The organism is Amycolatopsis thermalba, assembly GCF_023376025.1.
Classification (GTDB): Bacteria; Actinomycetota; Actinomycetes; order Mycobacteriales; family Pseudonocardiaceae; genus Amycolatopsis_E; species Amycolatopsis_E thermalba.
Genome location: NZ_CP091196.1, coordinates 4639701 through 4664754 on the forward strand (window position 1 = coordinate 4639701; position 25054 = coordinate 4664754).

Genomic DNA, 25054 nt, shown 5'->3' on the forward strand with positions numbered 1-25054 from the left:
CACTCTTGCTCATGACGCAAGAAGAAAGTGCGCTGGACGGCCTCGTGCGCAAACGGATCCGGGCCTTGCGGGTCGCGCAGGGCCTGTCCCTGGAGGAACTGGCCAAGCGAGTCCACCTGGGACAGTCCTCGCTGAGCCGCATCGAAAACGGTCAGCGCCGCCTGGCGCTGGACCAGCTCGTCGCACTGGCCCGCGCCTTGGACACCACCCTCGACCAGCTGGTCGAGAACGCCGTGGACGACGTCATCATCAGCCCGATGAACCACGGAGCGCGCGGACTGAGCTGGCCGATGAAGAGCGACCCCGGCATGACGGTGATGCGCAGGCGGCTGACCGAGCCGCCGCCGGACAACCCCGCCAGGATGCGTGCCCACCCCGGCCGGGAGTGGCTCCTCGTGCTGTCCGGCACCGCCACCTTGGTGCTGGGGGACGCCAGGTTCCGGGTCGAGACGAACCGCGCCGCCGAGTTCCCGACCATGACGCCGCACGCCATCGGGGCGGAGGGCCGCCCGTGCGAGGTCTTGTTCATCTACGACCGCGACGCCCGCCGCGGGCATCGCGAGAACGACAACTCCGAGGACGACGGCTCACGACGCCACGACTTGCGCTCCTAGCATCGCGCGAGCCGACTTCCTTGCGCAATGCGCATGACAACACGCGGAAAAGGCATAACGCGCTTATCGTCGCAGTATGACGCACGCCCAGCACCACGACCACCGCCGGCACGGCCACCACCACGACCCCGACAGCGCGCTGGCGGAGATCCTCGAACTGGACGCGGAAGTCCTCGCCGAGCACACCGCCGGCATCATCAGGTGGCTGCCCCTGCACGGCGATCCGCGCCAGATCGTCGACCTCGCCTCGGGCACCGGCGCGGGCACGTTCGCCCTTCTCGACCAGTTCCCCGAGGCGCATGTCACGGCCGTGGACACCTCCCCCGGCCACCTGCGGCGGCTCAGTGAGAAGGCGTGCGCCCGCGGGGTGGAGGGGCACGTGCACACGGTGCTCGCCGACCTCGACGATGCCACCTGGCCCGACCTCGGCACCCCGGACCTCGTCTGGGCCTCGGGCGCCGTGCACCACATGGCCGATCCCGGCCGCGCCCTGCGGTCCGTCCACGACCTGCTCGCGCCCGGCGGCCTGTTCGTCGTGGTCGAGATGGCGGGCATTCCCCGCTTCCTGCCCAGGACCGCACCCGACGACCGGCCCGGCCTGGAGGACCGCGTCCACGCCGTGAGCGACCGGCGCCACGCCCAGCACCTCCCCCATCGCGGCGCCGACTGGGGACCGATGCTCGCCGCCGCCGGGTTCGTGGTGGAGGGCGAGCTCGTCGTCGAGGTGGACGTCCAGGGCGCCGGCAACGCGGCGGTCGGCCGGTACGCCCTGGGCGCGCTGCAGCGCGCCCGCGGCGCGGTCGCGGCCGAGCTCGACCCCGAGGACCTCGCCGCGCTCGACCGGCTGCTCGACACGAACAGCCCGCACAGCCTCCTGCGGCGTGAGGACCTCGCGGTCCGCACCGAACGTTCCGTCTGGGCCGCACGCCGCGCTTGAGGAGAGGCCCTCCGCGAAGCCGGACTCATCGACGCGACTGACCACTGCCGAGCGGCCGTGCTGCCCGGCACGAGGCATCTGCCGCAGCGGGCCGGCGCCGCGCTGGATCACCTGCTCCGCCGGCCGCCCGCCGCCGGGCCTCCCCTGACCGGTCCCCGACGGGACTCAGCCGGCCCAGCGGGCAATCCCGAGGGCCGCGCCGCGCTCGACCGGCTGCTCGACACGAACAGCCCGCACAGCCTCCTGCGGCGTGACGACCTCGCAGTCCGCACCGAACGTTCCGTCTGGGCCGCACGCGCGCGTGAGGAGCGAGGCCGCTCGCGAAGCCTGACCGGCTCCCCGCCGGGGCTCAATCGGCCCAGCGGGCGATGCCCAGGGCCGCGGTGCGCACAGCCGGGGCGAGCCGGTCGACGGCGGCGCGGGAATGCGCCACGATGCCGAGCGCGGCGCGCACCCGGCCGTCCAGGCCGAGGACCGGGGCGGCGACGGACACCGCGCCCAGGGTCATCTCCTCGTAGGAGTAGGCGACACCGGTCTTGCGGACCTCCTCCAGCGCGGCCGCGAGGCGGCCCGGCTGGGTGATCGTGTGCGGGGTCATCCGGGCCAGCCCCGCCTCGACGACCGACCGCAGCAGGTCCTGTCCGGAGAACGCCAGGAAGACCTTCCCGACGCCGGTCGCGTGCAGCGGCAGGCGGCCACCGACCTCGGTCCGCGTGGGAACGGCCTTGGTGCTGGAGATCTTCTCGATGCACAGCGCCTGCGTGCCCTCCAGCACCGTGAGCTGGAGGTTCTCCTGGGCCGCCTGGAAGAGGTCGTGCATGTAGGGCAGCGCGGCCTCCCGCAGCCCACGCTGCCGCGGGGCCAGGGTGCCGATCGTCCACAAGCGCATCCCGATGCGGTACCGGCCGTCCTCGAGGCGTTCCAGCCCGCCCCACTCCCGCAACTCGGTGATGAGCCGGCGCGCGGTCGAAATCGGCAGGCCGCTGCGGGTGGCCACCTCGGTGAGCGTGAGCGCCGGATGCGCCACGTCGAAACAGTCGAGGACGGTCAGCAGCCGCCGGGAGACCGACTGTCCGGGCGTGTTCGTTCGGCCTGCCATGCCGCCAATGTACGGACGATTGCCACTGGGCGGCAATCACGTCTGGTGCCGGCGGTGGCCGGGCCGCAGGATCGCTACGTTCCCGCGAGACCAGGGCAGAACAAGGAGGTTCTGAGGATGAAGACAACCGACGGCCGTGTCACCGGGTGGCCGGACCGATGAGCGGGTTCTGGGCACGGCAGGGCATCGTCCCGCATCTGCGCTGGGGGTTCGTGGCGCTCACGTTGTTCATGATCGGCGACGGCATCGAGTCGGGCTTCCTGTCCCCTTACCTCGCCGAGCGCGGCTTCGGACCGGGCCAGACCTCGCTGCTGTGGAGCGTCTACGGGTTCGTCGTCGCCGTCGCCGCCTGGTTGTCCGGTGCGCTCGCCGAGGCGTTCGGCCCCCGGCGCGTGATGTTCGCCGGGTTCGCGATCTGGGTGGTCTTCGAGATCGCGTTCCTGGTCGCGCTGGCTCAGGGCGACTTCACGGTCATGCTGATCAGCTTCGGCGTCCGCGGGCTGGGTTATCCGCTGTTCTCCTACGGCTTCCTCGTCTGGGTGGCCATGGACACGCCCGAGTCGGTGATGGGCAAGGCCGTGGGCTGGTACTGGTTCTTCTTCGTGCTCGGCCTCGGGGTGATCAGCTCCTACTACGCGGGGGCGGTCATCCCGCTGATCGGCGAGTTCGCCACCCTGGTCACCTCGCTGGCGTTCATCGGGGCCGGCGGGATCCTGCTCGCGGTCCTGGTCAAGGCCCGCCCGCAACCGCCTGCCGGTGCCGCGACCAGCCTGCGTGCCGTGCTCGGCGCCGTCACCGTCGTCGTCGAACGGCCGAAGGTGGGTCTCGGCGGGATCGTCCGAGTGATCAACACCCTGGGTTTCTACGCCTTCGTCGTGTTCCTGGGCACGTTCATGGTGCGGGACGTCGGACTGTCCACACCGGAATGGCAGACGGTGTGGGGCACCATGCTGCTGACGAACATCCTCGCCAACGTGCTGTTCGGCTACGTCGCCGACCGGATCGGCCGCGTCCGCACGGTGGCGTGGTTCGGCGGTCTGCTCTGCGCGCTCAGCGTGCCCGCCTTCTACCACGTGCCGGCGCTGCTGGGCCCGAACTTCTGGGCCGTCCTCGTGGTCGCCGTCGTCTACGGCGCCGGGCTCTCCGGATTCGTCCCGCTCTCGGCGATCCTGCCCGCGCTGGCCCCGCACCGCGTCGGCGGCGCCGTCGCGATCCTGAACCTCGGCGCGGGGGTGAGCCAGTTCCTGGGGCCCGTCGTCGCCGGGCTGGTGGCGCCGATCGGTGTCGCCGGGACGCTCTGGGTGATCGCCGGGATCTACATGGCCGGGATCGCGCTCACCTACTCCCTCCGCACCCGTGACACCAGCGTGTCCACAGTAGACAAGCAACTGACCGGAAGGACCGCGTCATGACCGACCGTCCCACCATCGTTCTCGTGCACGGGATGTGGCACGGCGGCTGGGCCTGGGAACGTGTCTCGACCCTGCTCGAAGCCGACGGCTATCCCTGCGTCAGCGTCACGCTGCCCGGCAAGGACCGGGCCCCGGGTGACCCGACGTTCCGGGGGCACTGCGACCACCTCGTCCGCGTGCTCGACGGCATCCCCGGTGACGTCGTGCTCGTCGGCCACTCCTACTCCGGCGCCCTGCTGACCGAGGTCGGCGACGCCCCGGGCGTGCGTGCCCTGATCTACCTGAGCGCGTTCTGCCTCGAACCCGGCGACTCGGTGGCGTCCGTCAACGACGCCGAGGCGGGCTCCCAGGCGGGCAAGGACGACATCCGCCAGGTCGGCGACTACCTGGTCATCGACCCGGACACCGCGCGGCACGCCTTCTACCACGACTGCGCGCCCGCCGACGCGGCGAGCGCGGCCGGGCGCCTCACCCCCGAGCACGCCGACGCCCGGACCGCGGTCGTCTCCCGGGCGGCCTGGCGGACGGTTCCCGCCCACTTCGTCGTGTGCACGCTGGACCGGGCCTGCACGCCGGAGGTCCAGCGCAAGATGGCCGCCCGGGCAGGCTCGGTGAGCGAACTCGACTCCAGCCACTCCCCCATGTTGTCGATGCCCGGCGCCGTGGCGGACACGATCGTCAAGGTCGCGACGGAGCACGCGTCGTGACCGCCCCGGTCGCGATCGTGACCGGGGGCGCCGGCGGCATGGGCACGGCGATCGCCACGGCCCTGCTCGCGGACGGCTTCCGGGTCGCGCTGCTGGACCGCCGCGGGGCGAGCCAGGCCGCGGATCGGTTCACCGGAGAGGTGCTGGGCGTCGAGGCGGACGTCACCGACGAGGCAGCGGTCCGGGCCGCCGTCGAGCAGGTGGACGCCACCTGGGGCCGGGTCGACGCGCTGGTGAACAACGCCGGCATCGAGCCGCCGCACACGGTGGCGGACCTGGACCTCGACACGTGGCAGGCGACGGTGCAGGTGAACCTGACCGGGCCGGTGCTGCTGATGAAGCACTGCGTTCCGCGGTGGCGGCGGCAGGGCGGCGGCCGGGTGGTGTCGATCGGCTCGCGCGTGTGGCTCGGCGGCGGCTGGACCCCGGCGTACTCCGCGTCGAAGGCCGGGCTCGTCGGGCCGACCCGGGTGGCCGCCCGCGAACTGGGCCCGCTCGGGGTCACGGTCAACGTCGTGGCGCCGAGTTTCGTGCACACCGCCTTCAACGCCCAGAAGGCCGATCCGGGGTTCCTCGACGACTACGCCGGCCGGTTCGCCGCCGCCTCGCCGCTGGGCAGGCTGGTGGAACCGGCCGACGTCGCGAACACCGTGGCGTTCCTGGTGTCCGACCGGGCCCGCGCCATCACGGGCGAAGTGATCCACGTCGCCGCCGGAACCCAGCTGGCGCCGGCGATCCGATGACAAGGGGGTTGGAAAGCATGCCGACGAGCCTCGAAGACAGGCTGGAACTGCGCGAACTGGTCGACAACTGGGTCGTCTGGCGCGACGCCGGGGACTGGGATCGCTTCGCGACGGTCTGGCACCCGATCCAGGGGTGGATGACCGCCACCTGGTTCCAGGGGCCGGCCGCGGAGTTCATCGCGGTCAGCCGCGAGGGGTTCGACCGGGGCGTGAACATCCTGCACTTCCTGGGCGGGCACAGCGCCGACGTCGACGGCGACCGGGCCGTCGTCCAGACGAAGATGACGATCAGCCAGCGCGCGAGCGTCGACGGGGTCGAGGCCGACGTGGTGTGCACCGGCCGGTTCTACGACTTCTGCTGCCGCCACGAGGGCGCGTGGAAGATCGTGCGCAGGCAGCCGATCTACGAGAAGGACCGGCTCGACCCCGTCGACCCGTCCGCGCGGCTGGAGCTCGACACCGGACTGCTGAACCGGTTCCCGTCCGGATACCGCCATCTGGCCTACCTGCAGACCAAGGCGGGGTTCACGGTCAAGACCGGGCTGCCCGGGCTCACCGGAGAGGCCGTGCGCCGCCTGTACGACGAGGGCGCGAAATGGCTCGCGGGCTCGGCCACCGCGGGCGAGGTGAGCAAGGGATGAGCATGAAGCACCTCAACTGCAGCGCGAACACGCTGCGCCACGCCGACCTCCCCACCCGCATCACCGCGGCTGCCCAGGCCGGGTTCACCGGCATCGGATTGCGGGTGAGTGACTACCTCGGCACGGACCTGCCCGACGGGCGGATCCGCGACCTGCTCGACCAGCACGGTCTGCGGGTGCTCGAGCTGGAGCACAACTGGGACTGGGCGCTGGGCCCCGATCCGGTGGAGGAGGCCATGTTCCGGCTCGCCGACCGGATCGGGGTGCGGCACCTCAACCTCCCGATGTTCCAGGCGCACCCGCTGACCGACCTGGTGGAGCCGTTCGGCGCGCTGTGCGACCGCGCCGCCGAGCACGGCGTGCTGGTCGGCTTCGAGTTCCTCCCCTACAGCCACGTCCGCACGCTCGGCGAGGTGTGGGAGGTCGTCGCCGCGGCGGACCGGCGCAACGGCGGGATCACGCTCGACCTGTGGCACTGGTTCCGCTCCGGCGCCACGCCCGCCGATCTCGACGGCATCCCCGCCTCCGTGATCACCACGGTGCAGCTGTGCGACGTGCTGCCCGAACCGGGTCCCGACCTGACCGAGGAGGCCCGCCACCGGCGGCTGCTGCCCGGCCGCGGCGCCGGGGACACGCTCGCCGTGCTGGGCGCCCTGCGGGACCGCGGCGTCACCGCGCCGATGTCGGCGGAGGTCTTCTCCGACGAGCTCGACGCCCGCCCGGCGCGGGACGCGGCCCGGTTCGCCTTCGACGCCGCCACCGACGTCCTCGACCGCGCCGCATTCCCCGCGCCCCCCTGGACGATCAACCTCGAGGAGGGCCGATGACCGGCTTTTCGGAGGACACCTCGGCGGAGGTCGTCGCGGAGAGCTTCGCCGGCACCCCCGACCCACGCTTGAAGCAGGTCATGACGAGCCTCGTCAAGCACCTGCACGCGTTCGTCAAGGACGTCGAACTGACCGACGCGGAGTGGCAGCAGGCGATCGATTTCCTCACCGCGACCGGGCACACCTGCGACGACACCCGCCAGGAGTTCGTCCTGCTCTCCGACGTGCTCGGGGTGTCGATGCTGGTCGACGCGATCAACAACCGGAAATCCGCCGCCGCCACCGACACCACGGTCCTCGGCCCGTTCCACCTGGTCGACTCCCCGCCACGCGAGCTCGGCGCGAACATCTCGCTCGACGGCAACGGTGAGCCGTGCGTGTTCGCCGGGCAGGTCCGCTCGTCCGACGGAACCCCGCTGCCCGGCGCGCGAGTGGACGTGTGGCAGGCCAACGGCGCCGGGTTCTACGACGTGCAGCAACCCGGCGTGCAGCCGGAGCGCAACCTGCGCGGGCTGTTCGTCACCGACGAGCACGGCCGGTTCTGGCTGCGCACCGTGGTTCCCCGCTACTACCCGATCCCGGACGACGGGCCGGTCGGCCGGCTGCTCGCCGCCACCAGGCGGCACCCGAACCGGCCCGCGCACATCCACGTCATCGCCGACGCCCCGGGCCACGCGCCGCTCACCACCCACGTGTTCGTCGAAGGGAGCCCGTACCTGGACTCCGACACGGTGTTCGGGGTCAAGGAGTCACTGATCCGGCCCGTCACCGACGTCGACGATCCGGATCGCGCCGCGCGCTACGGGGTGGCGAACCCGTTCCGGCTCCTCGAATTCGACATCGTCCTGGATCGGGTTCGGTCATGACCCACGACTTCGTGCACGAGAGCCGCTCCGGCCGGGTCGTGTTCGCGGCGGGGGCGGTGAGCCGCCTGGCCGAGGAGGTCGAGCGCCTGGGCCTGCGCAGGCTGATCGTGGTGTGCACCCCGGAGCAGGCGGAGCTGGCCACCGAGCTCACGTCCCCGCTCGGCGGCCGGGTCGCGGCACTGCACGCGCACGCCGCCCCGCACGTGCCGGTCGCGGTCGCGGCGGCGGCGATCGCGCGCAGCCGGGACCTCGGCGCCGACGGATGTCTCGCCGTCGGTGGCGGCTCCGCCATCGGCCTGGCGAAGGCCATCGCCAAGGACACCGGGCTGCCCGTCGTCGCGGTGCCCACGACCTACGCCGGCTCGGAGATGACCCCGATCTGGGGCCTGACCGACGCCGGCCGCAAGACCACCGGCCGGGACCCCCGAGTGCTGCCGTCCACTGTGGTCTACGACCCGCGGCTGACCCTCACCCTGCCGGCGGCCCTGTCGCTCACCAGCGGGGTCAACGCCCTCGCGCACGCCGCCGAAGCCCTCTACGCCCCGGACGGTTCACCGGTCACCGCGTTGATGGCGGCCGAGTCGGCACGCGCGCTGGCCGCCGCGCTCCCCCGGGTGGCCGCCGATCCGCACGACCTCGACGCCCGATCGGAGGCCCTCTACGGGGCGTGGCTCGCCGGCAGCGTGCTGGGCGCGACCACGATGTCGTTGCACCACAAGCTGTGTCACATCCTCGGCGGCACGTTCGACCTGCCGCACGCCGAAATCCACACCGCGGTACTCCCGCACGTGCTCGCGGTCAACCTCCCGGCCGCGCCCCGGGCGCGGGCCGCGTTGCGGGCCGCGTTCGGGGCCGATGATCCGGCCGCGCACCTGTTCCGCCTCGCCAGTGATCTCGGCGCCGACATGTCGTTGAAGGCACTCGGGATGCCGGAGGACGGCGTGGACACCGTGGTGGCCCAAGCGCTGTCCGCGCCCTACGCCAATCCGAAGCCGGTGACGGAACACGATCTGCGAGCCATCCTCGGCGGCGCGCTCACCGGCTCCTGTCCCACGGAGGACACGTGACGAGTCTCGACCTGCAACACGTCATCGACCGCAACAAGGTCGGAGGCCTGCAGCGTAAAGTCCTGCTGCTCTGCCTGGGTGTGGTGGTCCTCGACGGCCTGGACCTCGCCGTCGTCGCTTACCTCGGCCCGCCCCTGCTCGCCGACTGGGGCCTGGCGAAGGCCCAGCTCGGGCCGGTGATCACGAGCGGGCTGCTCGGCATGGCGCTCGGGTCCCTGGTCGCCGGGCCGATCGCGGATCGCGTCGGCCGGCGCAAGGTCATCCTCGCTTCGATGGTCTTCTTCGGGGTGATGTGCGCGGCGACCGCGCTGGCCCCGGACGTGGTGTGGTTCTCGATCCTCCGCCTGCTCACCGGTTTCGGTCTCGGTGCCGCGCTGCCCAACGCGACGACGCTGGTCTCCGAGTACGCTCCCGTGCGGCGCCGGGGCACGATGATGGCGCTCACCTACTGCGGCCACACCCTCGGTGGCGCCATCGCCGGGTTCCTCACCAGCCTCGTCGTGCAGGTCGCGAGCTGGCACTGGGCGCTGGTCGCCGCCGGTGTCCTGCCGATCGCCTACGCCGTCGTCGTCTACTTCGCGTTGCCCGAGTCGCCGAAGTACCTCGCCCGCCAGGCCGGGCGGGAGGCCGAGCTGGTGGGCCTGGTGAACCGGATCGTGCCGGAGAACTTCCCGCCCGGCACCCGGTTCGCCCTCCACGAGCCGCCGGTGGAGGCGAAGGCCCGGGTCGCCGGGCTGGTGGCCCGCCGGTTCCGGCTGGGGACCGCCACCATCTGGATCGGCTTCAGCGCCGCGTTCTTCATCGTCTACCTGACGAACAGCTGGATGCCCATCCTGATGACCGACATCGGCTTCTCCCTGACCGCCGCCGCGACGATGGGGCTGCTGCTCCAGGCCGGTGGCACACTGGGCAACCTCGGGATCGGGTCGGCGATGGACCGCTTCGGCCTGCACCGCACGGTCGTCGCCGCCATGGGGTGCGCCTGCGCGATGTTCGTGCTGGTGGCCGTCGCGCCGCCGAACGTGCTGGTGCTCGGGACGCTGATGTTCGTGATGGGGGTGTTCACCAACACCTGCGGCACGGCCTTCCCGATCATCGGCGCCGCCTTCTACCCCACGAGCATCCGCGCCACCGGAACCAGCTGGGCGACCGGCGTCGCCCGGTTCGGGGCGATCGGCGGAGCGGCCATCGGCACGGTGCTCGTCGCCGCCGGTCTGGACTACCACCAGGTGTTCCTCTCGCTGCTCGTGCCCGGCGCCGTGTGCATCCTCGCCGTCGTCGTCAAGGGCAGGCGAGCCCGCGCACCCGAGGGCGAACCGGTCACCGGACGCCTCTCCGCACACAGCTGACCTCAGGAAAGGGACCCGATCATGCGACTGCGCGACAAGACCGCGCTGATCACCGGCGCCTCCAGCGGGATGGGCCGCGCCACCGCCACGACGTTCGCCCGCGAGGGCGCGGCCGTGGTCGTCGCCGACATCAACGACGACGACGGCACCACCGTGGTCAAGGAAATTCAGGCCGGCGGCGGGCGGGCGCGCTACCTCCACCTGGACGTCACCGACGAAGGCTCCTGGACGACCGCGATCGACGAGGTCCTGGCGGAGTTGGGGCGGCTCGACGTGCTGGTCAACAACGCCGGGATCAGCGGCACCTTCGACCCCGACCTCACCAGCACCGCGTTCTTCGACCAGCTCATGCTGGTCAACGCCAAGGGTGTGTTCCTCGGCATCAAGCACGGCGCCGCCGCCATGGCCCGCACCGGCGGCGGCTCGATCGTCAACCTGTCCTCGATCTCGGCCTCGATCGGCCAGCTCGGCGTGCACCTCGGCTACGGGGCGTCCAAGGCGGCCGTGAAGTCGATGACCAGGACCGCCTCCGTGCATTACGCCGACGACGGGATCCGGGTCAACGCGGTGGCTCCGGGAATGCTCCCGCCGATGCGCACCTCCCGCAGCTCGGCCGACCCGGTGTGGCGGGCCCGGCAACTGGACGGGGTGCCGATGAAGCGGGCCGGCGAGGTGCGGGAGGTCGCCGACGTCGTCCTCTTCCTCGCCAGCGACGAGGCCTCCTACGTGACCGGTGTGGAGATCCTGGTCGACGGCGGGCTGACCGCCGTGTGACTCACCGCTGGGCGAGGAACGCCTCCACGGCGGCCACCACGTCCCCGGGTGCTTCCTCGGGAACGTAGTGACCGCCCGGGACGGCGTACCCGCGCACGGCCACGGGATCGGCGTGGTGCTCCTGCCAGACGCGCACCACGTCGGTCCCGCCGAGACCGCCCTCGGCGCCCCACAGCACGAGCAGCGGCGCCCGCACCCGCAGCCCCCGCGCGTGATCGGCCTGGTCACGGTCGAGGTCGGTGGAGAAGCCGGTCCGGTAGTCCTCGAAGGACGCTCGCAGGTGTCCCGGATCGCTGAACGCGGCGACGTAGTGCTCGAAGGTCCGCGCGTCCACGGCGCCGGATTCGAGGACCCGGGAGAAGAAGTGCCGCAGATACGCCTCGACGTTGCCGGCGACCAGTGTCGCCGCCAGCTCCGGGTTCCGGTGGAAGAACCAGTGCCACATGGCGCTCGCCGAGTCGCGGTCGAACGTGTCCATGACGACCCTGGTCGGCAGGATGTCCAGCAGCACCAGGGCATCGATGTCCGCGGGGTGGTCCAGGGCCCACCGGTGCGCGACGCGCGCGCCGCGATCGTGGCCGATCACCACCGCCGAGGAGAACCCCAGGTGGCGGATGAGGGCACTGAGATCGGCGGCGGTGGCGCGCTTGTCGTACTCCCCCGAGCGGGCCAGTCCCGAGTCACCGTACCCACGCAGATCCGGCACGATGAGCGTGCGCCCGCGGCTGAGCGGCTCCACCACGTGCCGCCAGCAGGCGTGCGTCTGCGGCCAGCCGTGCACCAGCACGGCGGCCTCGGGCCCGTCCCCGGCGACGCGGTAGGCCAGCTCGACGTCGTCGAGGCGCACCGATTCGCGAATATCCCACGGCATGTCTTCCCCTTGCGGTCACGGGAGTTCTCCCGGACCACAGTGCCCGCGCCGCTCAGGACACACCAAGCGGCGGTTGCCGCTCAGTGGCAGCGGGGTGCCGGGCGAGGAGCTCGTCGAGCCAGGAGCCCACGTCCGCGCAGTTCTGCCGGACCACCGCGAGGAACGCCGCGAGGACGGGCGAGGAATCGGTCACCCGGAACGACATCTGCAGATCCGGCAACCGGAACCGGGGTTCGACGTCGCAGAACCAGACGTCGTCGCGAGCGAGGAGCCGCATCCGGGCCGGCCCGAGCCCGACCCCGGCGCAGCACGCGGCGAGCCCGGCGATCGTGTGGATGTCCCGGGCGATCGTGGCGGCGTCGAGGACGGCCGCGTCGGCCTCGAACAGTGGTCGCAGGTAGGTGCCGGCCGCGTCCGCGCTGACCACGAGCGGCTCGCGGGTCAGCTGCTCGACGCCGACGGACGGGCGCCCGGCGAAGGGGTGCATCGTGGACACCACGGCCACCAGGTGGTCCGCCCCGATGGGCACCGTGACCAGGTCCTCCGCCCCGGCGCCCCGGGGGCTGCCCCGCCCGACGGCCACATCCAGCTCGCCGGCGAGCAACGCCGCCGACGCGGCGGGGCTGTCCAGCTCCTGCAGGGTGAGCCGGACGTCCGGATGGGTCCTGCGGAAGCGGCCGATCACGCCGGGCAGCGGGGCGAGCAGCGCGGATCCGAGGAACCCGATCCGGAGCCGCCCGGTTTCCCCGCGCGCGGCGCGGCCGGCGTCGATCCGGGCCAGGTTCATCTCGGCGAGCGCGCTGCGTGCCCTGGCGAGGAAGGCCTCACCGGCGGCGGTGGGGAAGACCCCGCGTGCCGTGCGGTCGAACAGCCGCTCGCCGATCTCCCGTTCCAGCGCGGCGATCTGGGTGGACAGCGGTGGCTGGGCGATGCCGAGCGAGGCGGCGGCGCGGCCGAAGTGCTGGTGCTCGGCCAGCGCCAGGGCGTAGCGGAGGTGACGGGCTTCCACGAGCGCGATGATACGGAGGAAGTATCGCGGGCGGCGCTGTGAGATATCGCGGTGGATGACGTGGGTCCCGGTGCGGTGATCTGGTCCGGTCCCCTCGATCGACTACCTCCGAAGGACTTCCCGTGAACCGTCCCTCCGCCTGCGAAACCGTCGTCCTGCTGGTGCACGGCGCGTGGCACTCCGCATTGCACTGGGCGCCCGCCCAGCGGGCCCTCGCCGGGCACGGCCTGGCGTCGGTGGCCGTCGACCTGCCCGGAGCGGGGCTCGGCGCCCCGGTCCCGCCCGGGTACTTCCTGCCCGGCCAGCCCGGGCTCGCCACCGAGAAGTCGGCGCTGCACGAGATCACGATGCAACACGCGACGGACGTGGTGCTCGAGGCGATGGTCAGCGCGCGCACGCGCTACCGGAACGTGGTCCTGGTCGCGCACAGCGCCGGCGGATCACCGGTGTCGGCCGCCGCCGAGCAGGCCCCCGAGCTGGTCGACCGGCTGGTGTACCTGTCCGCGTTCGTGCCCGCGGGCAGGCCCCGGTTCGCCGACTACATCGGCGCGGAGGAGAACGCCGGCGCCGTCCAGGTTCCGCCCGTCGCCGACCCGGCGGAGCTCGGCGCGTTCCGGATCAACCCGCTGTCGCCCGATCCGGCCGTGACCGAGGTGATCCGCCGGGCCTTCCTCAACGACCTGCCCGCGGACCAGCCGGACACCTGGCGCCACTTCCTGCACCCGGACCACCCGTACCGCAGCTTCACCACGCCGGTCGAGGTCACGCCCGGGCGCTGGGGACGTCTCCCGCGCTCCTACGTCAGGCTGACCGGCGACCTCGCCCTGCCGCCCGTCACCCAGGACCTGATGATCGCCGAGGCCGACCGGGTCACGCCGGACAACCCGTTCCACGTGCGGTCCCTGCCCGGCGGCCACTCACCGTTCGTGACCCGTCCGGCGGAACTGGCGGCGCTGCTCGCGACCATCGCCCTGCAGGGCGCGGTGACCCGGTGACGCCGGCGCTGCGGCGGCGGCTCCTCCTGCCGGTCATCCTGTCCGGCACGTTCGTCCAGCTGTTCAGCGTGACGGTCCTGCAGGTCGGTGTCCTCGACGTCCGGCGGGATCTGGGTGCCGGAGCCGGCGAAACCCAGCTGGTTCTCGCCGGCTACACCCTCACCTACGCCTGTTCCCTGATCGTGTCGGCCCGGTTGGGTGACCGGTACGGGTACCGGCGGATGTTCGTCGCCGGGATGGCGTTGTTCACCGCCGCCTCCCTCGGTGCGGCCGCGGCGCCCGGGGCGTGGGTGCTGATCGCCTGCCGCCTGGTGCAGGGCTTCGGCAGCGGGCTCATGGCGCCGCAGATCCTGTCGATCATCCAGTCGGCGGTGCCCGCGCCCCGCCGGCCCGCGGCACTGAGCGCGTTCGGCGCGACCATGGCGGCGGCCTCGCTCGCGGGCCCGGTGCTCGGCGGCGTGCTGATCCAGCTCGACCCGCTGGGGCTGGGCTGGCGGGCGGCCATGCTGGTGACGGTGCCGATCGGGCTCCTGGCCCTCGCCCTGTCCCCCGTCCTGCCGACCGTCCACACCGGACAGGTCCGGGCACGGGTCGATCCGGTCGGGGCGGTGCTGAGCCTGCTGGGTTTCGCGCTGCTGATCTTCCCGCTGGCCGTGGGGCGGGAGGCGGGGTGGCCACTGTGGACCTGGGTGAGCCTCGCGCTGGCGGTGGTCATCCTGGCCGGTTTCGCGGTCTCCCAGCGCCGGGTGCCCGCTCCCCTGGTGCATCCGTCCACCATGGCCGAGCCGGCGACGAGGTGGGGGCTCGGTGTCGTCCTGGTCTTCAACGCGGGCGTGCCGTCGTTCACGCTGCTGCTGTCGATGCACCTGCAGGGCGCGGCAGGCTGGAGCCCCCTGCAGGCCGGGCTCGGCGTCACCCCGTACGCCCTCGGCGCGCTGGCGGGCAGCGGGATCGCGCAACGGCTGGGCGGGCGTGCCGGCCCCGGCGTCCTCGCCGCGTCGTCCCTCACCCTGGGGCTCGTGTCGCTCGCCGTCCCGGTGACTCTCGGCCACCACGGTCTGCTGTGGACGTACTGGCTGGCTCTCGCCCTCGGCGGCGCCGGTTTCGGGCTGTTCACCGCTTCCGCGTTCGCCCAGGTGATCGCCAGGGTCCGGCCCGAGGCCGCCACCTCGGTCTCCGGCCTGCTCCCGACCGCGCAGCAACTGGGCGGGACGCTGGGCGTCACGCTGGCCGGCATCGCCTACGCGGCATCCGCCCCGGACGCCGGCGGAGCACTGTGGCACGCGATGACCTACGAGGCCGCGGTGTTCACCCTCGCCGCCGCGTGCGCCATCGGACTGGCCCGCAAGGCACCGGGCAGTGCGCCGTCCGGGCGGATGCCAGCGGCGGCCGGCCTTCCCCCGCCGTTGACCGCATCCCGCGGCCGTGGTCACGCGCCAGCCCGTAGCGGACGGAGCTGGCGTGCCGGATCGCCTCCTGCTCGTCGCCGACCCGCTGGACCGTGATGACCGGACCGAACCCCTCGTCGGTGACGATCTCGTCGCCCTGCCACCACCGTCGGCGCGTAGCAGAACCCGCCGTCCCCGGCCCGCGAAACTCCACTGTGGACCCGTCCGTGATCCGGGAGCCGGTCGAGGAACCTGATTCTCATCGTGGGCGCGAGCGCCGCGCCCACCCGGTCAGGAATGTCAGGCCGGGTCGGGTGCGTAGAACTTGGTGGTGGCCTCGACCGCGGCCGCGACGTGCTCCGGGTCGCCACCGGCGGCCAACTGAGCCTCGCCCCAGGCCGCGGCGCTGCGCCGGCTGAACTCGCGTCCTTCGGGCGACTTCTCGAACTCCTCGTGGTCGGCGCTCCCGCCATCGGCCAGGAGCCGGGCCAGGGTGAGCAGCGCCAGGTCCCAGCCGACGCCGCCGGCGCCCGGGCCGTAGGTGGGGAAGGAGGGCTCACCGACGACCGCTGCGTGGATCAGCTCGAACTCGGTGTCGCCGGCGGGACCCGGGGCCAGGCGCACCTCGACCTCGCTCGTGCCGGGCCAGGCGTCGGCGTCCGGGCCGTAGAGCCAGGACACCTTGAGCAGCCGCGGCGGCTCACACCGGAGGATTTCGCCGTGCTCACCGCCGGCCAACTCGTACTTCCCGCCAAGCCGGAGGTCTCCGGTGACCGGCCTCAACCAGCGGCGCAGCCGCTCGGGGTTGGTGATGGCGTCCCAGACGTCGTCGATCTCCGCGTCATACCGGCGCCGCAGCTCCACGGTGTACGCCTCGCCGGCCGGCACGCTGCCCTTGCCCATGACCCGGCGCACGGCGGCCAGCTCGTCCAGTACGTCCTTCATGTCATGTCCTCTCGGTGGATGGATCGGGGCTGTGCCCGGCCGGCCGGGTGGGCGCCTCACCGGCCCGGGACCGGCGTGCGCGCTTGCCCCGGGTCAGCTCGGTGCCGAGGGCGTCGAGGCGTTGTTCCCAATACCGGCGGAACCGGTCCAGCCACGCATCGACCTCGCGCAGCGGCGCGGGCTCCACCGTGTAGAACCGGCGAGCACCCTCGGCCCGGACCGACGCGAACCCGCTGTCCCGCAACACACGCAGATGCTGGGAGACAGCGGGCTGGGAAATGCCGAACTCGGCCCGGATGACATCCGTGACCGCCCCGGAGGTCTGCTCACCGTCGGCGAGCAGCTCGAGAATGCGCCGGCGTACGGGGTCGCCGAGGATGTCGAACGCGTGCACACCGAGATCCTACCGGGGCGGGCTAATATAAATCAAGGCTGATACATGATGTCGACCAGGACCTCCAGGGCGAGGCGGAGTTGGTCGTCACTCCACCGGAACGAAGTCACCGCCCGCCCGAGCGGCGGCAAGATCCGCGCAGGTGCGCACGCTGGCCATGAAACGCCCCTGGAAAGACGAGCACGAACTTCGATCCGTCATTCCCACGCAGAACGGCTTTCGCCCTCAGGCTGCCGAGAAACTCGACGATATCGCGCTCGATCTCCTCCGCGAATTCGCGTTGATCGTCCAGCGAAATGTCGTACAGGTCGGTGTCGATGTCGTAGGTGGCACTCCTGCCGGTCACTGGATCCCGCGCCTGGAACGTCGACCCGAGCCAGCTTCGCGGCTCGACGACTACGGTGGCCTGCCACGTCGGTCCCGCGAGCTGCCACGTGGACCCGCTGCCGGTCTCTTCGGTGACGACCGCCCACGTGGTCGCTACCTGGAGCTCGCGGAGGGAATCAAGGAGCCGATCGCCCACTCCGGATGTCACGTACTCACCATTTCCCAGAAGGGGGCGCGGTGGCCGGCGCCGGCCCGGCTCCTGGCCGGCGCCGGCCACTGTGGACGCCGTCGTCACCTCGGCGGCGTGGCCACCGAGGCGTCAGATCAGGTACAGCCAGTACTTCTGGCTGGACGGGCCGGCGTGCGGGCCCGTGCAGGCGTAGCGGTACGCCTTGCCGGCGTGCACGTACTGGAAACCGGCGGTCTCGCACGCGGACTTGGTGGCGTACTTGGCGTACGGGTCCTGCGCGGACGCTGTGCCGGCGCCCGCCAGCAGCATGCCGGCAGCAGCCGAGGTGACCACTGCCGTCGTCAGAATTCGCTTCACTCGCATTCCCTTCGGTCGGCGTTGATGATCATCATGCCAGCACAGCTGCCGGCGATCTCACCGTGCATCCGGTGGTGCAGCGCCGGCGCTCGAGCGTCAGAAGCGCTGGTGGTCGGCGGCGGAGAGCGTCGCGGCCCATTCCGTGGACCACCGGGCGAGCGGGCGCAGCGCGCGGTGGGCGCCGTGGCCCAGCTCGGTGAGGGCGTAGGTGCTGTCCGGCTGCTGCTCGACCAGGGCGGCATCGAGCAGCTCGGTCAGCCGTTGCCGCAGCACGCTGGAGGACATGTTGTCGCAGCGCTCCTGCAACGCACGGAACCCGACCGGCCCGTCTCGCAGTTCCCAGACGATCCGCAGGTTCCACCTGCGGCCGAACAGGTCGAGGGCGGCCATCAGCGGCCGGCCGGTGCTCGACCCTCGCACCGGGCGGCCCGGTCTGGGTGCAGCCATCCGTCGTACCGTCCCCTCTTGCGGCTTCGATATCCGACACACTATCGTGCGTCCCACTGATTCGATTTTCGAAGCACTTGGAGGTTGTCGTGCACAAGCTGGTGGTCCTGTATCCCGAGCCCACCGACCCCGGCCACTTCCGCGACTACTACGTGAACCACCACCTGCCGCTGGCCACGCGCATGCCCGGCCTGCTGGCGTGGCGCTACAGCTTCGAAGTGGCAGCGACGGAGGGACGAACACCGTACTTCGCGATCTTCGAAGCCGACTTCGCCGACGAAGCGGCGATGACCGCGGCGAGGACGTCTCCGGAGGGCCAGCAGGCGGCTGCCGATGTCCCCAACTACGCCACCGGTGGCGCGATCGTCATCCACTACCCGGTGCAGAACGACTGAGCGAGAACATCGAACAGGGAACCGTGATGAAGGCGTTGCTCATGTCCGGGCCGGCCGTGGACGGCAGTGCGACGAACGTGGCCGAGGTGCCCGCGCCGGAGCCCGGGCCGGGGCAGGTCGCCATCGACGTCGCCTACGCGGGGATCAACTTCATCGACGTCATGGCCCGCCGCGGGGACCCCGGCTACGCCTCCGGGTGGCCGTACGTCCCCGGGCTCGAAGTCGCCGGAACCATCCGCGCGGTCGGCGCCGGGGTGACCGGCAGGCAGATCGGGCAGCGGGTGGCCGCGTTCACCCCCGGCGGCGGCCTCGCGCAGGTCGCCCTCGCCGGCGCGGAGGTCACCGCGCCGGTGCCCGACGGCGTCGCGCTCGCGACGGCGGCGTCCGCTCCGCTCGTCGTGGCCACCGCCCTGCTCCTGCTCACCGAGCGGGCCCGGTTGCGGCCCGGCGAGACCGTGCTCATGCACTCCGCCAGCGGCGGGCTCGGCTCGGTCGTGAGCCAGGTGGCCACCGCATTGGGCGGCGCCCGCCGGATCGGGACCGTCGGCAGGCCGGACAAGATCGCCGACGGTCTCGCCGCGGGCTGGGACGACGTGTTCGCCCGCGACGGGGACCTGGCAGACGCCGTCCACACGATCGCCCCCGACGGTGTCGACGTCGTGCTCGACCCCACCGGCACCGCGCTGCTCGACCTCGACCTGAGCCTGCTCGCGCCGGGCGGACGTGTCGTGCTGTTCGGCAACGCCGGCGGTGGCACCCCGGCACCGCTCCCACCGGTGGGCCGCCTGATCGGTGACAACGCTGGGATCGTCGGCTTCAGCATGAGCCGGCTCATCGCCACCGACCCCCCGGGCCGCGGCCGAAGCGCTGACCACCGGACTGGACCTGATCGCCCAGGGCAGCCTCCGCCCCGGCGTCACCGTCGTCGGACTCGACCGCGTCGCGGCGATCCACGACCTCCTCAGCAAGGGACTCGGCCGCGGCAAGTACGTGGCGAAGATCGGGAACTGAGGCGGGCGCTGCGGGACACGGGCAACGGCGTCTGCCCGGACCGAGGCCCCACCGCTCCATCCGGGGTGTAGCGCACTGGTTGTCTGGACCTCTAGCGGGTGGCGGCCGGCAGGCGCAGGCTCCCGTCCTGGATTTCGGCGATCCGGTCGGCGGCGGCGAGGTGGGTGCGGTCGTGGGTGACCAGGATGGTGGCGGTGGCCTGCTGGTGGGTGAGGCGGGTGATCAGGTCGATGACGGCGCCGCCGCGTTCCTGGTCGAGTGCGCTGGTGGGTTCGTCGACCAGGAGGACGGTGGGGTCGTTCATCAGGGCGCGGGCGATGTTGACGCGCTGGCGCTGGCCGCCGGAGAGCTGGTGGGGGCGGCGCTGGGACTGGCCGGCCAGCCCGACCGCGTCGAGGAGTTCCAGGGCGCGGGTGCGGGCCTTGGCGGGGCTGCGGCCGTCGATCTGAGCCATGACCTGCAGCTGTTCGACGGTGGTGAGCGAGGGCAGCAGGTTCGGTTGCTGGAACACGATGCCGATCTTGTGGCGGCGCAGGGTGGCGAGTTCGCCGCGGCTCATACCGGTGGTGTCGGTGCCGTCGATGGTGATCGTGCCGGCGTCGGGGGTGATGAGGGTGGCGGCTACGGCCAGGAGGCTGGACTTCCCGGAGCCGGAGGGGCCGACTACGGCGGTGAGGCTGCCCTCGGGGACGTCGAGCGTGACGTGGTCGAGGGCGGTCAGGCGGGTGTCGCCGTCGGGGTAGGTGAGGGTGATGTCGGTCAGGTTGAGGCTCATCGTGCGCTCCCCAGGGCGGTCAGCGGGTCGACGGAGGTGATGCGGCGGATGGACAGGGCGGCTCCGAGCGCGCCGAGGAGGATCATCACGGCGGCCGGGATCAGGACGGTGGCGGGTGTGAGGAGGAACGGCACCGCGGCGCCGGCCACGAGTGCGCCGAGGGCGACGGCGAGGCCGGTGCCGATCAGGGTGCCGCCGGCGAGCAGGACGACGGCCTGGCCGAGGGCGTCTTCGAGCAGGCTGGCGGTGGAGGCGCCCAGGGCCTTCAGGACGGCGACGTCGCCGCTGCGCTGGATGGTCCACACGGTGAAGAAGGCCCCCATGACGAGGGCGGAGATGGCGAACAGGAAGCCGCGCATCAGCTGCAGGGAGCCGTTTTCCGAGGCGTAGGAACCGATCGCGGACAGCGAATCGTCCTTGGTGACCGTCTGGGTGCCCGCGGCCTCGTCGGCGGCTGCCGTATCGGCGCCGGAGGTGGTGGTCAGGGCGATGACGGTCGCGGCGGGGCCCTCGCCGTCAGCGGTGGGAGGCGCGGTCTTGCGCCAGGTGCCGAGGCTGATCCAGATGACCGGGGTGTGGCTGAAGGACGCCTCGCCGGACACGGCGGCGACCGTAAGTCGCTGCCCGGCCAGGGTGAAGGTGTCGCCGGGGGCGAGGCCGAGGTCGGCGGCGGCCGGGGTGGACAACACCGCGGAATCGCCGGTGATCTTGCTGCTGTCGGGGGCCAGGCGGGAACCGGGCCGGACCCCGAAGGCGGAGACGCTTGTGCTGGTGCCGGCGGTGGTGGCCGTGGTGGTGGTGATGCCCAGCGGTTCGGCGCTGGTGACACCGGGGGTCGTGGCCCACTGCCGCCACTGTCGTTCCGTGACCGTGGAGTCGGCGTAGGACAGGTCCCCTCCGCCGCGGGGAGCCTGGAAGACGATCTTGTCGGCAGGCAGGCTGGTGATGGCGGAGATGTTCTGCCGGCCCAGGCCGGCGGTCAGGCCGGACAGCAGCCCGACCAGCAGGGTGATGAGCACGATGACGGTGCCCATCAGGGCGAAACGCCCCTTGGCGAACTTCAGATCTCTCCAGGCGACGAACACGGCGGGGGGCCTGTCCTTTCCGGTGATGGCATCGGGATGGCTCCACTGTCGCCGCTGGTCCCCGGTGTGCGCGTCTGGCGCAGGACGGCACTTCGCGGGCCGGAAGACGGCACGCGGGTTATCACTTTCGATAGAGGCGGCCTCGCGGTCGGTGTCCGTATGCTGGAAGCCACTGTGGATACCGCCGCTCCTGCCCCGACCCCGGCGCTGCGGGCCCTGGCCTGGTGCCTGCACCTGCTGATCATCGGCCTGCTCGTGCTGGCCGCCGCCCGCGCCGTGGTCGACAGCCGGCCGCACGCCGCGACGACCGTCGCCGTAGCGGTGGTGTGCGCCGGGGTGTCCGCGGCCGGGCCGCTCGTGGCGCGCATCCGCCGCTCCCGTCCGGCGGCGGCCTGGTGGCTGGCGGTCGTCGGCGCGTGCTGGCTGGGGCTGCTGGTCCTGTCCGCCGACGGGGTCTGGGTGGCGTTCCCGCTGTACTTTCTCCAGCTCCACCTGCTGCCGCGCCGCGCCGGCCTGACCGCCGTCGCGGCGACCGCGCTCATCGCGATCAGCGCGTTCGCCGCCCACACCGGCTCCGTCAGCGTCGCCATGGTGATCGGTCCCGCGCTCGGCGCCGCCGTCGCGGTCGCGGTGGTGTGGGGATACCAGGCCCTGTACCGGGAGAGCGAACAGCGCCGCAGGCTGATCGAGGAGCTCACCGCCACCCGGGCCGACCTGGCCGCCGCCCAGCACACCGCCGGGGTGCTGGCGGAACGCGAACGTCTGGCGCGCGAGATCCACGACACCCTCGCCCAGGGCCTGTCCAGCATCCAGCTGCTGCTGCGCGCCGCCGAACGCGCCCTGCCCGGCACACCCGGGAACGCCGCCCGCCACGTGGACCAGGCCCGTCAGGCCACAGTGGACAGCCTCACCGAAGCGCGCCGCTTCGTCGCCGCCCTCACCCCGCCCGCCCTGGACAGCAACACCTTGGCCGGCGCGCTGGAGCGCCTGTGCGCCACCACCAGCGCCCGGCACCGGCTCACCGCACGCTTCCGCCTCACCGGCGACCCGGCGCCGCTGCCGACCGCGCACGAGGTCGCCCTGCTGCGCATCGCCCAGTCCGCCCTGTCCAACACCGTCCGCCACGCCGGCGCCACCACCGCCGACGTCACTCTCGGCTATCTCGGTGACCACGTCGTCCTCGACGTCGTCGACGACGGGACCGGCTTCGACCCCGGCCGGGTACCCGAGCCCGACCCCGACCGGGGCGGCTTCGGGCTGCCCGCCATGCGCGCCCGCATGCACGCCCTCGGCGGCGCCCTCACCATCGAATCCGCCCCCGGCCAGGGCACCGCACTGGCCGCGCGGCTCCCGCTGAACCCGGCCGGCGACACCGAACGCGAGGGCCGCCCGTGACCGGCCGGCCGATCCGGCTGCTCCTGGCCGACGACCACCCGGTGGTGCGCGCCGGGCTGCGCGCCGTGCTGGAGACCGAACCCGGCCTCACCATCGTGGCCGAAGCCGCCACCGCGGAGGACGCCGTCGTCCGCGCCCGGCACGGCGACATCGACGTCGTCCTCATGGACCTGCAGTTCGGCAACGGAATGGGCGGCGCCGAGGCCACCGCGGCGATCACCGCCCGGCCGGACGCCCCCCGCGTGCTGATCGTCACCACCTACGACTCCGATGCCGACACCCTGCCCGCCATCGAGGCCGGCGCCACCGGCTACCTCCTCAAGGACGCCCCGCCCGAGGACCTGGCCGCCGCCGTCCGCACCGCCGCCGCCGGGCGCACCACGCTGGCCCCCGCCGTCGCCGACCGCCTCATGAACCGGCTCCGCACCCCCGCCACCGCCCTGACCCGGCGGGAGACCGAGGTCCTCGCACTGGTCGCCGAGGGCCTGTCCAACCAGGCCATCGGCCGGCGGCTCCACCTCACCGAGGGCACCGTGAAATCCCACCTGGCCCGCATCTACACCAAACTCGGCGTCGACTCCCGCACCGCCGCCGTCGCCACCGCCACCGAACTCGGCCTCATCCGGAGGCGGTAGCGCCGGATGTCACTACGCTGACCCGAGCATCGCCAGGGACGACGGAGACACCTGGGACCTGGCCTCCAGCGCGCGGAAAGTTCGCTCATCGACGATCCGTTCGCCGAACCGCTCGTCCGGGCTGGGCGCCGCGCCCACCGCCGACCGGAGAGTGGCCCCGGCCGATCTGCGCGACGACTGGCCCACCGCTCTGCGCACCGCCGGAGTCGATCCGGCCCGGCCGGCCGCGTGGAGCGCCGAAGGCCTGCCGGGCTACCTGCCGCCCGAGGCGCAGGACCGCCTCCTGGACACGATCACCGAACTCTCGCGTTCCCGAAGGGCGGAGCTCCATGGATGCGATCGCGGTGCAGCGTGTGGCTGGTCCGCGGCGGAACAACCCGCTGTGGCAGGTTCCGGTCCGAACCCGCCCCGCCACGCGCGGGCCCGCGATACCGTCGCCCGGTGGGCAGCTCTGCGAGGGGTTCCGAGGTCGTCCGGTTCCGCACCAAGCGGCGGTTCCTCACCACACCCGCCCTGGGCGCCTGGTTGCTGCTCTGCGCCGGCGCCGGGGTTCTCGCCATGGTGGTGAGTCCCTGGGCCGGCGCCGCGCTCCCGGTCGCGGCGATGGCCGGCCGGGCCGTGTTCGTCGTCGCGGTACCGCCCCGCGGCGGGCGCCGGGTGTACGAGGTCACGCCTGCCGAGCTGGTCGTCCACGCCGGGGGTGAGCGCCTGGCGATCCCGTGGCGCGACGTCGAGTACGTGGTCCACCGGCCCGTCGCCAAGACCCACGACGGCGGGACCGTCACCACCCACTGGGAGCACATCGAGCTGTTCCTGACCAGCCGGCGCGTCTCCCGGATCACGGGCCTGGGGCGCCGGCGGGTCTTCGGACGCGGGCACCGTGACGACCGGCGGATCCTCATCCACGGCGTGCACCGGCAGGGTGCCCTGTCGAAGCTGGTGATCGAGCGGTGCCGGGACCGCATCGTGCGCCGGCTGCGGACCGCCCTCGACCGCGGGCGCGAGGTGGAGTACGGGGACTTCCGACTCGACGGCGAGGGCGTGCGCGCCCCCGCCGGCTTCCTGCCCTGGCGGACCGCTTGGCGGATCCGGCACCACCACACCGCGGAGGGCACCAACCTGGTGCTCACCACGCCGGACGGGCAGGTCCTCGGCGGGTGGGTGCCGGAACGCACCACCGCCGAGGAACTGCTGCGAGCACGAGCCGACGCGTGAATGCCGCGGATCGCCGCCGTGGTTCCGTTCGGCATCGCGCCGGCCAGCGGAGGTTCGTCCCCCGGCCGCTGGTCAGTGGTTGTCGATGTCTTCGAAGATCAGCGTGGTGCGGGTGCCGAGCACGCCGGGGATGTCGTGCAACTGGCCGAGCACCACCTGCCGCAGGTGCTGGTTGTCCGTGGCGCGCACCAGCAGCATCACGTCGGCGTCGCCGCCGACCAGGGCCATGTGCTCCACCTCGGGGATGCGACGCAGGTGCTCGGTCAGGTGCCGCCACGAGTTCTGCCGCACGGTGAGCGTCACGTAGGCCGAGGTCGCCAGGCCGGCCTTCGCCGGGTCGACCTTCACCGTGAAGCCGGTCAGCACGCCGCTGTCCCGCAGCCGCTCCAGCCGGCTGTAGGCGTTCGCGCGGGAGATGTTCACCCGCTCCGCGAGGACGCGCACCGACATGCGCCCGTCGGCGGTCAGCTCGCGCACGATCCGCTGATCGACCTCGTCGAGGGCGGGCGCCAATCGTCCAGGACCGCGCGTCCCCGTGGCCTCCCGGCTGGACACATCGTTCACGCTTTCCACCCTCGCAATCC

The 25054-nt window shown here is 72.5% G+C and carries 29 protein-coding genes and 2 pseudogenes; 19 read left to right on the forward strand and 12 right to left on the reverse strand.

The annotated features are described in order from the left end of the window. Nucleotides 1-11: 11 nt before the first annotated feature. Together L1857_RS22445 and L1857_RS22450 are read left to right on the forward strand one after the other, a co-directional pair. Entirely contained in the window at nucleotides 12-614 is a 603-nt protein-coding gene (locus L1857_RS22445; RefSeq protein ID WP_094009228.1) for a helix-turn-helix transcriptional regulator, read from the forward strand. A gap of 76 nt (nucleotides 615-690) precedes the next feature. Continuing rightward, nucleotides 691-1551 carry a class I SAM-dependent methyltransferase gene (locus L1857_RS22450; protein ID WP_116110601.1) on the forward strand — a complete coding sequence of 287 codons (861 nt, stop codon included), beginning with the start codon at nucleotides 691-693 and terminating at the stop codon, nucleotides 1549-1551. A gap of 349 nt (nucleotides 1552-1900) precedes the next feature. Here the strand turns inward: L1857_RS22450 and L1857_RS22455 are convergent, their stop codons facing one another. Further along, nucleotides 1901-2650, reverse strand: coding sequence for an IclR family transcriptional regulator (locus L1857_RS22455; protein ID WP_116110602.1), 750 nt, complete (start codon nucleotides 2648-2650; stop codon nucleotides 1901-1903). A 158-nt stretch (nucleotides 2651-2808) separates the two neighbouring features. On the opposite strand from L1857_RS22455, the gene L1857_RS22460 reads away from it, so the two are divergent. The 9 genes from L1857_RS22460 to L1857_RS22500 are packed head-to-tail and all read left to right on the forward strand — an operon-like array spanning nucleotide 2809 to nucleotide 11036. Further along, nucleotides 2809-4062 carry an MFS transporter gene (locus L1857_RS22460; RefSeq protein ID WP_240323178.1) on the forward strand — a complete coding sequence of 418 codons (1254 nt, stop codon included), beginning with the start codon at nucleotides 2809-2811 and terminating at the stop codon, nucleotides 4060-4062. Further along, complete coding sequence (locus L1857_RS22465; protein ID WP_116110604.1) at nucleotides 4059-4769, forward strand: alpha/beta fold hydrolase; 711 nt, start codon at nucleotides 4059-4061, stop codon at nucleotides 4767-4769. Before L1857_RS22460 ends, L1857_RS22465 begins: the two co-directional genes overlap by 4 nt. After that, complete coding sequence (locus L1857_RS22470) at nucleotides 4766-5512, forward strand: SDR family NAD(P)-dependent oxidoreductase (protein ID WP_249466202.1); 747 nt, start codon at nucleotides 4766-4768, stop codon at nucleotides 5510-5512. Before L1857_RS22465 ends, L1857_RS22470 begins: the two co-directional genes overlap by 4 nt. Before the next feature lie 17 nt (nucleotides 5513-5529). Next, entirely contained in the window at nucleotides 5530-6153 is a 624-nt protein-coding gene (locus L1857_RS22475; RefSeq protein WP_116110605.1) for a nuclear transport factor 2 family protein, read from the forward strand. Next, complete coding sequence (locus tag L1857_RS22480) at nucleotides 6150-6980, forward strand: sugar phosphate isomerase/epimerase family protein (protein WP_162831045.1); 831 nt, start codon at nucleotides 6150-6152, stop codon at nucleotides 6978-6980. Before L1857_RS22475 ends, L1857_RS22480 begins: the two co-directional genes overlap by 4 nt. Then, a complete protein-coding gene (locus tag L1857_RS22485) occupies nucleotides 6977-7846 on the forward strand; it encodes an intradiol ring-cleavage dioxygenase (RefSeq protein ID WP_094007581.1) in 870 nt (289 codons plus the stop codon). Before L1857_RS22480 ends, L1857_RS22485 begins: the two co-directional genes overlap by 4 nt. Further along, entirely contained in the window at nucleotides 7843-8913 is a 1071-nt protein-coding gene (locus L1857_RS22490; RefSeq protein WP_116110607.1) for a maleylacetate reductase, read from the forward strand. The genes L1857_RS22485 and L1857_RS22490 overlap by 4 nt, the downstream gene beginning before the upstream one ends. Next, nucleotides 8910-10262, forward strand: a complete 1353-nt coding sequence (locus L1857_RS22495; RefSeq protein WP_116110608.1) for an MFS transporter — start codon at nucleotides 8910-8912, stop codon at nucleotides 10260-10262. Before L1857_RS22490 ends, L1857_RS22495 begins: the two co-directional genes overlap by 4 nt. A gap of 21 nt (nucleotides 10263-10283) precedes the next feature. Further along, nucleotides 10284-11036, forward strand: coding sequence for an SDR family NAD(P)-dependent oxidoreductase (locus L1857_RS22500; RefSeq protein WP_249466208.1), 753 nt, complete (start codon nucleotides 10284-10286; stop codon nucleotides 11034-11036). 1 nt (nucleotide 11037) lies between these two features. On the opposite strand, the gene L1857_RS22505 is transcribed toward L1857_RS22500, so the two are convergent. Beyond that, entirely contained in the window at nucleotides 11038-11907 is an 870-nt protein-coding gene (locus L1857_RS22505) for an alpha/beta fold hydrolase (protein ID WP_094007585.1), read from the reverse strand. A 52-nt stretch (nucleotides 11908-11959) separates the two neighbouring features. Beyond that, on the reverse strand, nucleotides 11960-12916 hold the full coding sequence (locus L1857_RS22510; RefSeq protein ID WP_116110610.1) for a LysR family transcriptional regulator: 957 nt from the start codon (nucleotides 12914-12916) through the stop codon (nucleotides 11960-11962). 122 nt (nucleotides 12917-13038) lie between these two features. Here L1857_RS22510 and L1857_RS22515 point away from each other — a divergent pair, with 122 nt between their 5' ends. Next, nucleotides 13039-13911, forward strand: coding sequence for an alpha/beta hydrolase (locus L1857_RS22515; RefSeq protein WP_249466213.1), 873 nt, complete (start codon nucleotides 13039-13041; stop codon nucleotides 13909-13911). Next, nucleotides 13908-15416: an MFS transporter gene (locus L1857_RS22520; RefSeq protein WP_116110612.1), complete on the forward strand. Its 1509-nt coding sequence runs from the start codon at nucleotides 13908-13910 to the stop codon at nucleotides 15414-15416. The genes L1857_RS22515 and L1857_RS22520 overlap by 4 nt, the downstream gene beginning before the upstream one ends. Here L1857_RS22520 and L1857_RS22525 read toward each other — a convergent pair. The 6 genes and pseudogenes from L1857_RS22525 to L1857_RS22550 all read right to left on the reverse strand — a co-directional run. Next, a pseudogene (locus L1857_RS22525) lies at nucleotides 15397-15513 on the reverse strand (hypothetical protein); the annotation flags it as partial. The gene L1857_RS22520 and the pseudogene L1857_RS22525 overlap by 20 nt on opposite strands. Nucleotides 15514-15599: 86 nt before the next feature. Beyond that, a complete protein-coding gene (locus tag L1857_RS22530) occupies nucleotides 15600-16244 on the reverse strand; it encodes an SRPBCC domain-containing protein (protein WP_240323179.1) in 645 nt (214 codons plus the stop codon). 1 nt (nucleotide 16245) lies between these two features. Then, nucleotides 16246-16638, reverse strand: a complete 393-nt coding sequence (locus tag L1857_RS22535) for an ArsR/SmtB family transcription factor (RefSeq protein WP_116110613.1) — start codon at nucleotides 16636-16638, stop codon at nucleotides 16246-16248. A 106-nt stretch (nucleotides 16639-16744) separates the two neighbouring features. After that, nucleotides 16745-17173, reverse strand: a complete 429-nt coding sequence (locus L1857_RS22540; RefSeq protein ID WP_162831038.1) for a hypothetical protein — start codon at nucleotides 17171-17173, stop codon at nucleotides 16745-16747. A 111-nt stretch (nucleotides 17174-17284) separates the two neighbouring features. Continuing rightward, on the reverse strand, nucleotides 17285-17512 hold the full coding sequence (locus tag L1857_RS22545) for a hypothetical protein (protein ID WP_143266228.1): 228 nt from the start codon (nucleotides 17510-17512) through the stop codon (nucleotides 17285-17287). A gap of 96 nt (nucleotides 17513-17608) precedes the next feature. Continuing rightward, a complete protein-coding gene (locus tag L1857_RS22550; protein ID WP_094007592.1) occupies nucleotides 17609-17959 on the reverse strand; it encodes a winged helix-turn-helix transcriptional regulator in 351 nt (116 codons plus the stop codon). An 89-nt stretch (nucleotides 17960-18048) separates the two neighbouring features. Between L1857_RS22550 and L1857_RS22555 the strand changes: the two genes are divergently transcribed. Both L1857_RS22555 and L1857_RS22560 read left to right on the forward strand, forming a co-directional pair. Then, nucleotides 18049-18354, forward strand: a complete 306-nt coding sequence (locus L1857_RS22555; RefSeq protein ID WP_094007593.1) for an EthD family reductase — start codon at nucleotides 18049-18051, stop codon at nucleotides 18352-18354. A 26-nt stretch (nucleotides 18355-18380) separates the two neighbouring features. Continuing rightward, nucleotides 18381-19436, forward strand: a complete 1056-nt coding sequence (locus L1857_RS22560; protein WP_249466217.1) for a quinone oxidoreductase family protein — start codon at nucleotides 18381-18383, stop codon at nucleotides 19434-19436. Between the two features lie 20 nt (nucleotides 19437-19456). Here the strand turns inward: L1857_RS22560 and L1857_RS22565 are convergent, their stop codons facing one another. Both L1857_RS22565 and L1857_RS22570 read right to left on the reverse strand, forming a co-directional pair. Then, nucleotides 19457-20140: an ABC transporter ATP-binding protein gene (locus L1857_RS22565; RefSeq protein WP_116110614.1), complete on the reverse strand. Its 684-nt coding sequence runs from the start codon at nucleotides 20138-20140 to the stop codon at nucleotides 19457-19459. After that, on the reverse strand, nucleotides 20137-21225 hold the full coding sequence (locus L1857_RS22570; protein ID WP_094007596.1) for an ABC transporter permease: 1089 nt from the start codon (nucleotides 21223-21225) through the stop codon (nucleotides 20137-20139). The genes L1857_RS22565 and L1857_RS22570 overlap by 4 nt, the downstream gene beginning before the upstream one ends. Before the next feature lie 159 nt (nucleotides 21226-21384). Between L1857_RS22570 and L1857_RS22575 the strand changes: the two genes are divergently transcribed. The 4 genes and pseudogenes from L1857_RS22575 (at nucleotide 21385) to L1857_RS22590 (ending at nucleotide 24470) form a co-directional block, all read left to right on the forward strand. Further along, complete coding sequence (locus L1857_RS22575; protein WP_249466223.1) at nucleotides 21385-22620, forward strand: sensor histidine kinase; 1236 nt, start codon at nucleotides 21385-21387, stop codon at nucleotides 22618-22620. Continuing rightward, a complete protein-coding gene (locus L1857_RS22580) occupies nucleotides 22617-23255 on the forward strand; it encodes a response regulator (protein WP_116112355.1) in 639 nt (212 codons plus the stop codon). The genes L1857_RS22575 and L1857_RS22580 overlap by 4 nt, the downstream gene beginning before the upstream one ends. A 121-nt stretch (nucleotides 23256-23376) precedes the next feature. Continuing rightward, nucleotides 23377-23562: pseudogene (locus tag L1857_RS22585) on the forward strand (class I SAM-dependent methyltransferase); the annotation flags it as partial. Nucleotides 23563-23696: 134 nt separating this feature from the next. Then, a complete protein-coding gene (locus L1857_RS22590; protein ID WP_162831162.1) occupies nucleotides 23697-24470 on the forward strand; it encodes a hypothetical protein in 774 nt (257 codons plus the stop codon). A gap of 72 nt (nucleotides 24471-24542) precedes the next feature. On the opposite strand, the gene L1857_RS22595 is transcribed toward L1857_RS22590, so the two are convergent. Further along, nucleotides 24543-25025, reverse strand: a complete 483-nt coding sequence (locus L1857_RS22595) for an Lrp/AsnC family transcriptional regulator (protein ID WP_255407941.1) — start codon at nucleotides 25023-25025, stop codon at nucleotides 24543-24545. Nucleotides 25026-25054 lie beyond the last annotated feature (29 nt).

What these genes read in the sequence shown, in the direction of transcription:
- L1857_RS22445 (WP_094009228.1), top strand. Translation starts at nt 12, where the DNA reads ATGACGCAAGAAGAAAGTGCGCTGGACGGCCTCGTGCGCAAACGGATC.
- L1857_RS22450 (WP_116110601.1), top strand. Translation starts at nt 691, where the DNA reads ATGACGCACGCCCAGCACCACGACCACCGCCGGCACGGCCACCACCAC.
- L1857_RS22455 (WP_116110602.1), bottom strand. Translation starts at nt 2,650, where the DNA reads ATGGCAGGCCGAACGAACACGCCCGGACAGTCGGTCTCCCGGCGGCTG.
- L1857_RS22460 (WP_240323178.1), top strand. Translation starts at nt 2,809, where the DNA reads ATGAGCGGGTTCTGGGCACGGCAGGGCATCGTCCCGCATCTGCGCTGG.
- L1857_RS22465 (WP_116110604.1), top strand. Translation starts at nt 4,059, where the DNA reads ATGACCGACCGTCCCACCATCGTTCTCGTGCACGGGATGTGGCACGGC.
- L1857_RS22475 (WP_116110605.1), top strand. Translation starts at nt 5,530, where the DNA reads ATGCCGACGAGCCTCGAAGACAGGCTGGAACTGCGCGAACTGGTCGAC.
- L1857_RS22480 (WP_162831045.1), top strand. Translation starts at nt 6,150, where the DNA reads ATGAGCATGAAGCACCTCAACTGCAGCGCGAACACGCTGCGCCACGCC.
- L1857_RS22485 (WP_094007581.1), top strand. Translation starts at nt 6,977, where the DNA reads ATGACCGGCTTTTCGGAGGACACCTCGGCGGAGGTCGTCGCGGAGAGC.
- L1857_RS22490 (WP_116110607.1), top strand. Translation starts at nt 7,843, where the DNA reads ATGACCCACGACTTCGTGCACGAGAGCCGCTCCGGCCGGGTCGTGTTC.
- L1857_RS22500 (WP_249466208.1), top strand. Translation starts at nt 10,284, where the DNA reads ATGCGACTGCGCGACAAGACCGCGCTGATCACCGGCGCCTCCAGCGGG.
- L1857_RS22505 (WP_094007585.1), bottom strand. Translation starts at nt 11,907, where the DNA reads ATGCCGTGGGATATTCGCGAATCGGTGCGCCTCGACGACGTCGAGCTG.
- L1857_RS22530 (WP_240323179.1), bottom strand. Translation starts at nt 16,244, where the DNA reads ATGAAGGACGTACTGGACGAGCTGGCCGCCGTGCGCCGGGTCATGGGC.
- L1857_RS22550 (WP_094007592.1), bottom strand. Translation starts at nt 17,959, where the DNA reads ATGGCTGCACCCAGACCGGGCCGCCCGGTGCGAGGGTCGAGCACCGGC.
- L1857_RS22560 (WP_249466217.1), top strand. Translation starts at nt 18,381, where the DNA reads ATGAAGGCGTTGCTCATGTCCGGGCCGGCCGTGGACGGCAGTGCGACG.
- L1857_RS22565 (WP_116110614.1), bottom strand. Translation starts at nt 20,140, where the DNA reads ATGAGCCTCAACCTGACCGACATCACCCTCACCTACCCCGACGGCGAC.
- L1857_RS22575 (WP_249466223.1), top strand. Translation starts at nt 21,385, where the DNA reads ATGCTGGAAGCCACTGTGGATACCGCCGCTCCTGCCCCGACCCCGGCG.